This is a genomic window from Massilia aerilata (assembly GCF_042656905.1).
GTDB lineage: Bacteria > Pseudomonadota > Gammaproteobacteria > Burkholderiales > Burkholderiaceae_D > Telluria > Telluria aerilata.
In genome coordinates this window covers 95,735-108,208 of the sequence record NZ_JBHSMZ010000004.1, presented here as the reverse complement: position 1 = coordinate 108,208, position 12,474 = coordinate 95,735, and the positions used below count along the sequence as shown (strand labels likewise).

At 65.8% G+C, this 12,474-nt stretch carries 9 protein-coding genes; 4 read left to right on the top strand and 5 right to left on the bottom strand.

Annotation, left to right across the window (positions count from 1 at the left end; genetic code table 11):
• Positions 1 to 93 precede the first annotated feature (93 nt).
• Genes chrA through moeA form a run of 3 tightly spaced genes read left to right on the top strand, consistent with a single transcriptional unit; the run spans position 94 to position 4,389 of the window.
• Positions 94 to 1,407, top strand: coding sequence for a chromate efflux transporter (chrA, locus tag ACFPO9_RS05155; protein ID WP_379768062.1), 1,314 nt, complete (start codon positions 94 to 96; stop codon positions 1,405 to 1,407).
• On the top strand, positions 1,400 to 2,515 hold the full coding sequence (moaA, locus tag ACFPO9_RS05150) for a GTP 3',8-cyclase MoaA (protein WP_379768059.1): 1,116 nt from the start codon (positions 1,400 to 1,402) through the stop codon (positions 2,513 to 2,515). Before chrA ends, moaA begins: the two co-directional genes overlap by 8 nt.
• Positions 2,516 to 2,520: 5 nt before the next feature.
• Positions 2,521 to 4,389 (top strand): molybdopterin molybdotransferase MoeA, encoded by a 1,869-nt coding sequence (gene moeA, locus ACFPO9_RS05145; RefSeq protein ID WP_379768056.1) that lies wholly within the window; start codon positions 2,521 to 2,523, stop codon positions 4,387 to 4,389.
• Here moeA and ACFPO9_RS05140 read toward each other — a convergent pair.
• The 5 genes from ACFPO9_RS05140 to ACFPO9_RS05120 form a co-directional block, all read right to left on the bottom strand.
• Entirely contained in the window at positions 4,386 to 4,574 is a 189-nt protein-coding gene (locus ACFPO9_RS05140; protein WP_379768053.1) for a hypothetical protein, read from the bottom strand. The genes moeA and ACFPO9_RS05140 overlap by 4 nt on opposite strands.
• A gap of 68 nt (positions 4,575 to 4,642) precedes the next feature.
• Positions 4,643 to 5,974 carry a DNA recombination protein RmuC gene (locus ACFPO9_RS05135; protein WP_379768050.1) on the bottom strand — a complete coding sequence of 444 codons (1,332 nt, stop codon included), beginning with the start codon at positions 5,972 to 5,974 and terminating at the stop codon, positions 4,643 to 4,645.
• A 6-nt stretch (positions 5,975 to 5,980) separates the two neighbouring features.
• Complete coding sequence (locus ACFPO9_RS05130) at positions 5,981 to 6,409, bottom strand: group II truncated hemoglobin (protein ID WP_379768048.1); 429 nt, start codon at positions 6,407 to 6,409, stop codon at positions 5,981 to 5,983.
• A gap of 14 nt (positions 6,410 to 6,423) precedes the next feature.
• Positions 6,424 to 8,955, bottom strand: a complete 2,532-nt coding sequence (locus tag ACFPO9_RS05125) for an ABC transporter permease (protein WP_379768045.1) — start codon at positions 8,953 to 8,955, stop codon at positions 6,424 to 6,426.
• Positions 8,956 to 9,966, bottom strand: a complete 1,011-nt coding sequence (locus ACFPO9_RS05120) for an adenosine deaminase (protein ID WP_379768042.1) — start codon at positions 9,964 to 9,966, stop codon at positions 8,956 to 8,958. It abuts the gene before it with no gap.
• 579 nt (positions 9,967 to 10,545) lie between these two features.
• Between ACFPO9_RS05120 and ACFPO9_RS05115 the strand changes: the two genes are divergently transcribed.
• Positions 10,546 to 12,468 carry a PrkA family serine protein kinase gene (locus tag ACFPO9_RS05115; RefSeq protein ID WP_379768039.1) on the top strand — a complete coding sequence of 641 codons (1,923 nt, stop codon included), beginning with the start codon at positions 10,546 to 10,548 and terminating at the stop codon, positions 12,466 to 12,468.
• Positions 12,469 to 12,474 lie beyond the last annotated feature (6 nt).

The following is a 12,474-nucleotide window of genomic DNA, read 5'->3' as shown; positions in this document are numbered from 1 at the left end:
TTTTGTTAACTCGTCGTCCCCGCGCAGGCGGCGACGACGGTTTAAAGCTTAGCTAATGTAATATGAGCAATCCCTGAGCTCATCTATATAGAAGTGCCCCCCACCCTCCCCTTCCGCACCGCCCTGCGCTACTGGCTCAAACTCGGCTTCATCAGCTTCGGCGGCCCGGCCGGCCAGATCGCGATGATGCACGCCGAGCTGGTCGAGCGGCGGCGCTGGATTTCGGAGCAGCGCTTCCTGCACGCGCTCAACTACTGCATGCTGCTGCCGGGACCGGAGGCGACCCAGCTGGCCGTCTACATCGGCTGGCTGCTGCATCGGACGCCCGGCGGCATCGTGGCCGGGGTGCTGTTCGTGCTGCCGTCGCTGATCATCCTGATTGCGCTGTCCTGGATCTACCTGGCTTACGGCCACCTGCCTGCCATCGCCGGGATCATGAGCGGTATCAAGCCGGCGGTGGTCGCCATCGTGCTGGGCGCGGCCTGGCGCATCGGCAGCCGCACGATCCGCAACGGCCTGCTGGCCGCGATCGCCGCCTGCGCCTTCGTTTCGATCGCCGTGCTGGACCTGCCCTTCCCGCTGATCGTGCTGGGCGCGGCGCTGGCCGGATTCGCCGGTGGACGGCTGCGGCCGCGGCTGTTCGAGCTTGGCGCAGCACACGCGGCGACCAAAAAATCCTGGGGCCCGGCGCTGATCGACGACGATACGCCCACGCCACCGCATGCCCGCTTCAGCTGGGCCGGCCTTGCCCGCGTGGCGCTGGCCGGCATCGGCATCGGGCTGGCGGCCTGGCTGCTGCTGGCGGCGCTGTACGGCTCCGCGAGCGCGCTGGCCCGGATGGGCTGGTTCTTCACCAAGGCCGCGCTGATGAGTTTCGGCGGCGCCTATGCCGTGCTGCCCTACGTCGTGCAGGGCGCCGTCGGCCATTACGGCTGGCTCAGCGCGGGCCAGATGATCGATGGCCTGGCGCTGGGAGAGACCACGCCCGGCCCCCTGATCATGATCGTCGCTTTCGTCGGCTTCGTCGGCGGCTGGAGCCATGCGCTGTTCGGCCCGGATGCCCTGTTCCTCGCCGGCGCGGCGGGGGCGGCGGTGGCCGGCCTGTTCACCTTCCTGCCCTCCTTCGTGTTCATCCTGGCCGGCGGGCCGCTGGTCGAGTCCACGCGCGGCAATGTGCGCATGACGGCGCCGCTGACCGCGATCTCGGCGGCGGTGGTGGGCGTGATCGCGAGCCTGGCCGTGTTCTTCGGCGGCCAGGTCTTCCTGGCTGGCGGCAAGCCGCACTGGCAGGCGATCGCGATCGGCGCCATCGCCACCGTCGCGCTGCTGCGCTACAAGCTCGGCACCATCCCGCTGATCCTCGCCTGTGCGCTGGCTGGCGGCGTGCTATCGTATTGGCATGTCTGAAAAAATCATCATGCTCGGCGACGCCCGCTCCCCGGCGATGCCGATTCCGGCGGACCTGCAGGCGCCGACCGGGCTGCTGGCCGACGCCCTCGGCCGGCCGCTGCACGACCTGCGCATCTCGGTCACGGACCGCTGCAACTTCCGCTGCGTCTACTGCATGCCGAAGGAAGTCTTCGACAAGAACTACGCCTACCTGCCGCATTCCTCGCTGCTCAGCTTCGAAGAGATCACGCGGGTGGCGCGCCTGTTCGTCGCCCACGGCGTCGAGAAGATCCGCCTGACCGGCGGCGAACCGCTGCTGCGCAAGGACCTGGAGCGCCTGGTCGCGCAACTGCGCGAACTGCAGACGCCCTCCGGCCGGCCGCTCGACCTGACCCTCACGACCAACGGCTCGCTGCTGGCGCGCAAGGCGCGCAGCCTGAAGGATGCCGGCCTGGATCGCGTCACGGTCTCGCTCGACGCCATCGACGACGCCATCTTCAAGCGCATGAACGACGTCGACTTCGCGGTCTCGGACGTCCTGAACGGCATCGACGCCGCGCATGCCGTGGGCCTCGGCCCGGTCAAGGTCAACATGGTGGTCAAGGGCGGCATGAACGACGGCCAGATCCTGCCGATGGCGCGCCACTTCAAGGGTTCACCGACCATCCTGCGCTTCATCGAATACATGGACGTGGGCGCCTCGAACGGCTGGAACATGGATGAGGTGATCCCGTCCAGCGAGGTGGTGCGGCGGATTTCGGCCGAGATGCCTTTGACGCCCATCGGCGCCAACTATCCAGGTGAGACCGCGTCACGCTGGCGTTACGCGGACGGCGCCGGCGAGGTCGGCATGATCTCGAGCGTGACCCAGGCCTTCTGCCACGACTGCTCGCGCATCCGCCTGTCCACCGAAGGCAAGCTGTACACCTGCCTGTTCGCGACCCGCGGCCACGACCTGCGCGCCCTGCTGCGCGAAGGCCGCGGCGACCTCGAGATCGCATCGAGCATCGCCCAGCTGTGGAGCCGGCGCGCCGACCGCTATTCCGAGACCCGCACCATCAACACGGAAGGCCTGACGCGCGGCGGCTCTGCGAAGAAAATCGAAATGTCTTACATCGGTGGTTAAAACAAATGAATACAGCATCGATCAGCGGCCTGGTCCTGGCCGGCGGACGCGGCACGCGCATGGGCAGCGTCGACAAAGGCCTGCAACCCTTCGGCGGCGCGACCATGGCGGCGCATGTGCTGGAGCGCCTGCGCCCGCAAGTGGCGAGCGTGGCCATCAACGCCAACCAGAACCTGGACGCCTACGGCGCCTTTGGCGTGCCGGTATGGCCGGACGATACCCCGGGCTTTGCCGGTCCGCTGGCCGGACTGGAAGCGGGACTGCGCCGCTGCGGCACGCCGTATTTATTGACTGTGCCATGCGATTCGCCTTTCCTGCCATTGGATCTGGCCGCGCGCCTGTCGGCTGGATTGATGGCCGCCGACGCCGATCTCGCCCTGGCCGTCACCGAGGAACATGGCCTGCGCCAGCCGCATCCGGTGTTCTGCCTGGTGAAGGCCGACAAGGCCGACGTATTGTCGGCGTATCTGGCCGCCGGCGGCCGGCGCATGGATGGCTGGTACCCGCAGATCAAGGTGGCCGAGGTGCTGTTCGAGGATGCCGCCGCCTTCCGCAACATCAATACCCTGGACGAGCTGCGCGGACTCGATCCTGCGCGGCCGCCCAGACTGGCCGATGTGGTCAGCTGCCTCTCCGCCTATGACCCGGACGCCCTGCCGGTGCGCGACGCCCAGAAGATCATCCGCGATTTCGTCGCGCCGGTGCGCGCGACCGAACAGGTGGCGCTGCGCTCCGCGCTGGGACGCGTGCTGGCGGCCGACATCGTCTCGCCGATCAACGTGCCGGCCCACGACAACTCGGCGATGGATGGCTATGCGCTGCGCGGTTCGGACCTGTCGCTCGACTTTGACACGCGCCTGCGGGTGATCGATACCGTGTATGCGGGACATGCTTCTTCCGCCGTGCCGGCGCAAGGCGAATGCGTGCGCATCATGACCGGCGGCGTGATGCCGGCCGGCTGCGACAGCGTGGCGCCGCAGGAATTCGTTCGTGAAGAGGACGGCGTCATCGTCATGGCCCCCGGCACGATCCGTCCCGGCGACAACCGCCGCTTTGCCGGCGAAGACCTGAAAGCCGGCAGCGCCGCGCTATGCAAAGGGAAGATCATCCGCCCGGCCGACCTGGGCCTGCTGGCGTCGCTGGGCGTGGCCGAGGTGCCGGTGCAGCGCCGCCTGCGCGTCGCCTTCTTCTCGACCGGCGACGAGCTGCGCTCGATCGGCCAGCCGCTCGACGAAGGCTGCGTCTACGACAGCAACCGCTACACCATCTACGGCATGCTGCAGCGCCTGGGCTGCGACATCGTCGACATGGGCGTGGTGCGCGACGACCCGGCCGCGCTGGAAGCGGCGCTGCGCGAGGCATGCGAGAACGCCGACGCCATCATCACCTCGGGCGGCGTCTCGGTCGGCGCGGCCGACTACACCAGGCAGATCATGGCGCGCCTCGGCGACGTCACCTTCTGGAAGATCGGCATGCGCCCGGGCCGCCCGCTGGCCTTCGGCCGCATCGCCTCCGGGGGGAAAAGTGCATTCCTGTTCGGGCTGCCGGGCAATCCGGTGGCGGTGATGGTGTCCTTCTACTTCTTCGCGCGCGAGGCGCTGCTGCGCATGATGGGGGCGGAGGCGCCGCTGCCTTTGCTGCGCGCCCGATCGGTCGGCGCCATCCGCAAGAAGCCGGGCCGCACCGAGTACCAGCGCGGCCTGCTCTCGCGCGGGGCGGATGGGCTGCCCGAAGTGAAGATCACGGGCTCGCAGGGCTCGGGCATTTTGCGCTCGATGTCGGAGGCGAACTGCATGGTGGTGCTGCACGATGAGCAGGGTGGCGTGCAGGCGGGGGAGATGGTGGATGTGCTGATGTTCGAGGGCTTGATTTAAACGCCGTCGAGATCGACCTCGCGCAGGAAGTCCTGCTTCAGATATTCGGGAATCTTCGTGAATTCCGCCAGCACGCGCCGACGGAATTCTTCGTGCTCGTGCCAGCGCTCGCGCTCGACGCCGAAGCCGTTCATGGCGCAGGCGAAGCGCCGCGGCTGCGGCCAGTGGCGGTATCCCGGTTGCACACGAGGGCCACAAAACGACGTGCGGCGCCACGTTGATACCGACGACAGGCGATTACGGCGGCGATTGATCAAGCCGGATCGTCGCCGTCGCCGGCAGCCGCCCCCAGCATCAACTGCGCCGCCTCGCTCGGCAGCGCTTCCACCGACTTCAACTTGCGCGCCATCTGCCGGCTGCGCACCTCGGCATTCTCGATATTCTTGGCCGCGCGCTCCAGGGTGGTCTTGGTCGCGGCCAGCACGTCGCCGAACTTGCCGAACTCGGTCTTCACCGCGCCCAGCACCTGCCACACTTCGGACGAGCGCTTTTCCAGCGCCAGCGTGCGGAAGCCCATCTGCAGGCTGTTCAGCAGCGCCGCCAGCGTGGACGGGCCGGCGATGGTCACGCGCAGCGTGCGCTGCAGGTCGTCGGCCAGGCCGGGGCGGCGCATCACTTCGGCGTAGAGTCCCTCGGTGGGCAGGAACAGGACCGCGAAGTCGGTGGTCTGCGGCGGCGAGACGTATTTTTCGCAGATGGTTTTCGCCTCGTTGCGCACCGCGCGTTCCAGCTCGGCGCCAAAGCGCAGGACGCCGTCGGCGTCGGCGCTGTCGACCGCTTCGACCAGGCGCTCGTATTGCTCCTTCGGGAACTTGGCGTCGATGGGGAGCCACAGCGGCGGGCCGCCCTCGACCGTGCCCGGCAGCTTGATCGCGAATTCGACGCGGGCGTTGGTGCCGGCCACGGTCTCGACGTTCTTGGCGTACTGGTCGACGGTCAGCACCTGCTCGAGCAGTATCTCGAGCTGGACCTCGCCCCAGGTGCCGCGCGTCTTCACGTTGGTCAGCACGCGCTTCAGGTCGCCCACGCCGACGGCCAGCTGCTGCATCTCGCCCAGGCCCTGGTGCACGCGCTCGAGGCGGTCGGACACCTGGCGGAAGGATTCGGTCAGGCGCGTCTCCAGCGTCGCGTGCAGCTTCTCGTCGACGGTCTGGCGCATTTCTTCGAGGCGGCGCGCATTGTCGTTCTGCAGGTCGCGGATCTTGGTCTCGAGCGTGGCGCGCACTTCCAGCATGCGCTGGGCGTTCGACTCCGTCAGATTCCCGAGCGCGCTGTTCATGCTGTCGGCAAAGCGCTTCAGGGTGCGCGCCTGCTCTTCGCGCCCGCCGGCGGACTGCAGCTGGATCTGCTGGCGCATCGCCTCCAGCTGCTGGGCGGTGGCGGCCTGGTTCTGCGCCAGGTGGTTCGCCATTTCCTGGCGCGTGGACTGGGCGCTGGCCTGCAGTTCGTGGCGCAGCTCGCGCTCCAGGCGTTCGAAGGCGTGGGCGGAACCGTCCGTGCGGCGCGCGCGCGCAAACAAGGCGAATTGAAGGCCGAGCACGGCCAGCAGGCCAATCGCGAGAACGATGAACTCGATGGTGGACATATCGTGTCAGTGGGGACGGTTACGCATCCAGTCGGCGGTCTGGTAGAACGCGCCCATCAGACGCAGGCGCAGGTCGTAGTCGTAGCCGAGGTCTTCGAGCGCCATCGCCATGCAGCGCAGCCACTGGTCGCGCTCCGTGGTGCCGATCGCGAACGGCAGGTGGCGCGCGCGCAGCATCGGGTGGCCGTGCTTTTCGATGAACAGGTTCGGCCCGCCCAGCCAGCCGGACAGGAACATGAACAGCTTTTCGCGCGAGCTGTCATTGGGCACCGGGTGCATGGCGTGGATGCCGGCAAAGTCGGCCTCCAGCTGCATGATGTCGTAGAAGCGGTCGACCAGTTCGCGCAGGCGGCTTTCGCCGCCGATCAGTTCATACGCGGTGCGCTCGTCCTGTTCCTGACCGGCGTCTTGTTGGGTGTTCTGAGGTTCTTGCATCTTCCCATTTTATCTCAGGCCTCGCGCAGCGTCTGCAGCGGCGGCTGCCGCAACACATTCCGCAAGCCCAGCCAGCCGCCGACCAGCGCGCACGCGGCGCCCACCAGCAGTCCGGCCGCCCAGACCTGCGGCTCGAAGTGCCACGGAAACTTGAACTGGTACTCGGCCAGCGCCCAGCCCAGGGCCGCCGCGCCGCTCGCCGCCAGCAGGCCGGACAGGCCGCCCACCAGCACGAATTCGATCCGCTGCGCGCTGGCCAGCTGGCCGCGGGTGGCGCCCAGCGCGCGCAGCAGGCCGGCTTCGCGGGTGCGCTCGGACGTCGATCCCATCAGCGCCGCGTACAGCACCAGCACGCCGGAGGCCAGCGTGAACAGGAACAGGAACTCGACCGCGGTCACGACCTGGTCGAGCACGTCCTGCAGCTGGCGGATGATGCCGCTGACATCGATCACGGTCAGGTTCGGGAACTGCCGCGTGAGCGCATTCGCCAGCCCGACGCCGCGCGCAGGCAGGTGGAAGGCGGTCATGTAGGTAGTCGGCGCGTCACGCATCGCGGCCGGGTTGATGATGACGAAGAAGTTGGCGCGCATCGAGCCCCATTCGAGCTTGCGCAGGCTGGTGATCTTCGCGTCCACCAGCAGGCCGCCCATGTCGAAGCGCATGGTGTCGCCGAGCTTCAGGCGCAGGGTCTGCGCGATGCCCTGCTCGACCGAGGCTTCCGCCACGCCGGGCGCGTCGCGGTACCACTGGCCGGCGACGATGTCGTTCGCTTCCGGCAGGTCCGTGACGCTGGAGAGATTGAATTCGCGGTCCGACAGCGCCTTCGCGCGTTCATCGGTATAGGTGCCGGCGGTGACCGGGTTGCCATTCACCGCCACCAGGCGGCCGCGGATCATCGGGTACAGCATCGGATCGTCGACGCCGGCCTCGCGGATGCTCTTTTCCACGCCCGTTTTCTGGTCGGGCTGGATGTTGATGATGAAGCGGTTCGGCGCATCGGCCGGGGTAGCGACGCGCCAGGCTTCCATCAGGTCGCCGCGCACCACGGTCAGCACCAGCAGCGCCATCAGGCCCAGCGACAGCGAGACGATCTGCACCACGGTCGCGCCGGGACGGCGCTGCAGCGAGGTGATGGCGAAGCGCCAGCCCTGGTTCTTCGACACGCCGCGCAGGCTGCGCAGGCCCAGCAGCGCCAGCCAGCCGACCAGTGCGAACACGGCCAGGCCGCCGAGGAAGCCGCCGGCGGTCAGCAACGCCAGTTTCAAATCGCCGGCCTGCCACAGCAGCAGGCCGATGAACACCGCGGTGCCGAGGCCGTAGGTGGCCAGCGCCATCGGCTGCGGCGCCGCCTGCTCGCGGCGGATCACGCGGTTGTGCGGCACGTTGCGCAGCTGGAGCACGGGCGGCAGCGCAAAGCCGACCAGCAGCAGCATGCCGGTGGCGACGCCCTGCAGCGCCGGCAGCAGCGATACCGGCGGCAGCTCGGTCGGAATCAGCTTGCCGATCAGTTCGAGCAGCACGAAGTGCGCGCCGAAACCGACCAGCACGCCCAGCACGCTGCCCGCCAGGCCGACCAGCGCGAACTCGATCAGGAACAGCACGCCGGCCTCGTTCTGCGTCATGCCCAGGCAGCGCAGCATGGCCACCGAATCCAGGTGACGCTGCATGAAGCGCCGCGCCGCCATCGCGACCGCGACGGCCGCCAGCATCGCCGACAGCAGGCCGACCAGGGCCAGGAAGCGTTCGGCGCGGTCGAGGGTCGAACGCATCTCGGGTCGGCCGTTTTCCAGGGTCTCGATGCGCACGCCTTTGACATTGTCGGCCGCCATCCGCTCGCGCAGCCATTGTTCATAGCCCGCCACGGTCGCGCGGTCGTTCGGCGACCTGGCCGCCACCTGCATGCGCCAGGTGATGCGGGCGTAGTTGTCGACCAGGCCGGTGGCCTTCAGGTCGGCCATGGGCAGCATCACGCGCGGGGCGAAGTTCGAGAACGAAGCGCCGCGATCGGGTTCGGAGGCGATCAGGCGATCGATCCTGAAGCTTTTGTCGCCCAGCTGGATCACGCTGCCGAGCTTTGCCTTCAGCGCCGGCAGCAGGTTGACGTCGACCCAGACCGTGCCAGGCGCCGGCGTGTCATGGGTGGCGTCGCCCAGCGCTTCGCTGGCGTCGTCGGCGCTGGTCGTAATTTTCAGCTGTCCCCGCAGCGGATAGGTCGGCGACACCGCCTTCACCGAGGCCAGCACGGCCTGCGAAGCATCGCCCTCGCCTGCCTGCGCCATGCTGGGGAAGGTGACGGTATCGGCCAGCAGCAGGCCGCGCTTCACGGCTTCGTCGCGCCAGTCCTGGCGCAGCGGCTGGTCGGCGTTGATCAGCAGGTCGGCGCCGAGCAGCTGGTGGGCGTCGCGGTTCAGGCCAGCGCGCATGCGGTCGACGAAGAAGCCGACCGCGGTCAGGGCCGACACCGCGACCACCAGGGCCACCAGCAGGAAGCGCAGCTCGCCGGCGCGCCAGTCGCGCGCGGTCATGCGCAGGGATTGCATCAGCATTTATTGAATCTCACTAAAAAAACGGTCGACTTCGGCCAGCCAGGCGCGCTTCTGCTCGGGCTCGAGGAAGGCTGCGTTGAAGCTGTTGCGCGCCAGCTGGCGCGCATGCGAGGCGTCCAGCGGCAGCGCTTCGAACGCGGCCAGGTAATTATCGTTGACGTAGCCGCCGAAGTAGGCCGGATCGTCGGAGTTGACGGTGACGGCCAGGCCGGCGTCGAGCAGGCGGCGCAGGTTGTGCTGGCCCATCACGTCGAATACGCGCAGCTTGATGTTCGACAGCGGGCACACCGTCAGCGCCATGTGCTCGCGCACCAGGCGCGCCACCAGCGCCGGGTCCTCGAGGCAGCGCACGCCGTGGTCGATGCGCTCCACGTTCAGCACGTCCAGCGCGCTCTCGATATAAGCGGGCGGCCCCTCCTCGCCCGCATGCGCCACCAGGTGCAGGCCGAGATTGCGGGCGCGCTCGAACACGCGCGCGAATTTTTCCGGCGGGTGGCCGACCTCGGACGAATCCAGGCCCACGCCGATGAACTTGTCGCGGTAGGGAATCGCATCTTCGAGGGTGGCAATCGCCTCTTCCTCCGACAGGTGGCGCAGGAAGCACAGGATCAGGCTCGCGCTCACGGGGCTGTCCTGGCAGGCGCGCCAGATCCCGTTGATGACGGTCTCGATGGCGATGCCGCGCGCGGTATGGGTCTGCGGGTCGAAGAAGAGCTCGGCGTGGCGCACGTTGTCCGCCGCCGCGCGTTGCAGGTAGGCCGCGGTCATGTCGTAGAAATCCTGCTCGGTGAGCAGCACGCTGGCGCCAGCATAATAAATATCGAGGAAGGATTGCAGATCGCTGAAGGCGTACGCCTGCCGCAACGCTTCCACCGAGGGGTAAGGCAGGGAAACACCGTTCCTTTGCGCTAGCTCAAAAATCAGCTCGGGTTCCAAAGAGCCCTCGATATGGATGTGCAATTCTGCCTTCGGCATCGCCGTCAGGGTGCGGCGCAGCTCTTCATTCAGCATCGGGAATCTCCACGTTGGACCGGCGATCAACGCCTCGAAAGGAAAGTGTAGCGCATGCGCCGCCGGGGGTCATTTCACTCTAGAATTTCATGGAAAGACGGCACGATACACGTGCGCCACTGCTTAGCAAGTTGGTGCAATATCTACTTACCTTTTGATAAACATGACGTCGTCAACCGGGGTCAAAAGCCCCGCCAAACATGACCTCGCCAAAGCGCCGAAAAACGGTGTAAAGACTATATCGGCAGGCTCGTCAGAATGGCTTTTTTTTCTTTATTTTCATAGGCTTATTGCCGACACCATACAGCGCACGACACTGTTTTGACTTCGGGAACTAATAGGCACATAATAAATTTCATAAGCGTAAGAAGACGCTCTCAGCGGGCGCTAACAAGCCGGTGGCCATACCGGATGAGAACAAGAAAATCGCCCTCCGCTTCCACGTCATGCCGCATGGCCTGACCTCTCGAATGCAGAACGGCGACCCCACGGCTTCGATGCCGGGACCGGGGCCTGGACAGCCGTCTTTCATCGGCTGCCGCGACAGTGATCAGTGTTAGCACATTAGAGGACATTCACATGACCATTTTTGATAACTACGCAGCCCGCTATGAGCGTACCCGGGAAGAGGAATACTCCCTGACGGAGTATCTCCAACTGTGCAAGAAGGATCCCCTGACTTACGCCAGCGCTCCGGAGCGCATGCTGGCCGCCATCGGCGACCCCACCCTGGTCGATACCCGCCTCGACCCGCGCCTGTCGCGCATCTTCGCCAACAAGGTCATCAAGATTTATCCCGCCTTCCGCGAGTTCTACGGGATGGAGGAAGTGATCGAACAGGTCGTTTCCTATTTCCGCCACGCGGCCCAGGGCCTGGAAGAACGCAAGCAGATCCTATATCTTCTGGGTCCGGTGGGCGGCGGCAAATCGTCGATCGCCGAAAAGCTCAAGCACCTGATGGAGCACATTCCCTTCTACGCGATCAAGGGTTCGCCGGTGAACGAATCGCCGCTCGGCCTGTTCAGCGAAGAAGAGGATGGCGCCATCCTCGAAGAAGACTACGGCATCCCGCGCCGCTACTTGCGCAACGTGCCGAGCCCGTGGGCGGTCAAGCGCCTGCACGAGTTTGGCGGCGACATCAACAAGTTCCGCGTGGTGAAGCGCTACCCGTCCATCCTCAAGCAGATCGCGATCGCCAAGACGGAACCGGGCGACGAGAACAACCAGGACATTTCCTCGCTGGTCGGCAAGGTCGACATCCGCAAGCTCGAGGATTATTCCCAGGACGATCCGGACGCCTACAGCTACTCCGGCGGCCTGTGCCTGGCCAACCAGGGCCTGATGGAATTCGTCGAGATGTTCAAGGCCCCGATCAAGGTCCTGCACCCGCTGCTGACCGCGACCCAGGAAGGTAACTACAAGGGCACCGAAGGCTTCGGCGCGATTCCCTTCGAAGGCATCATCCTGGCGCACTCGAACGAATCCGAGTGGAAGACCTTCCGCAACAACCGCAACAACGAGGCTTTCCTCGACCGTATCTACATCGTCAAGGTGCCCTACTGCCTGCGCGTCTCCGACGAGATCAAGATCTACGACAAGCTGCTGCGCAACTCCTCGCTCGACAAGGCGCCCTGCGCCCCGGGCACGCTGCGCATGATGTCGCAGTTCGCGATCCTGTCGCGCCTGAAGGACCCGGAAAACTCCAGCATCTATTCGAAGATGCTGGTGTACGACGGCGAGAACCTGAAGGACACCGATCCGAAGGCGAAGTCGATGCACGAATACGTCGACTACGCCGGCGTGGACGAAGGCATGAACGGCCTGTCGACGCGCTTCGCGTTCAAGATCCTGTCCAAGGTCTTCAACTTCGACAACACCGAGGTGGCGGCGAACCCGGTACACCTGCTCTACGTGCTCGAACAGCAGATCGAGCGCGAGCAGTTCGCCGGCGAGACCGAGCAGCGCTACATGTCCTATATCAAGGAACACCTGGCGCAGCGCTACGTCGACTTCATCGGCAAGGAAATCCAGACCGCCTACCTGGAAAGCTATTCCGAGTACGGCCAGAACATCTTCGACCGCTACGTGACCTTTGCCGACTTCTGGATCCAGGACCAGGAGTTCCGCGATCCGGACACCGGCGAGAGCTTCGACCGCGAATCGCTGAACGCCGAACTCGAGAAGATCGAGAAGCCGGCCGGCATCTCGAACCCGAAGGATTTCCGAAACGAAATCGTCAACTTCGCGCTGCGCGCCCGTGCGACGAATGGCGGCAAGAATCCGGCCTGGACGAGCTACGAAAAGTTCCGCACTGTGATCGAGAAAAAAATGTTCTCGAATACCGAGGAACTCCTGCCCGTCATTTCGTTCAATGCAAAGGCCAGCACGGAAGACGCGACCAAGCACGCCGACTTCGTGGCACGCATGGTGGAAAAGGGCTATACGCCAAAACAGGTTCGTTTGTTGTGCGAGTGGTATCTGCGGGTTCGTAAATCGTCGTAAGGGCCT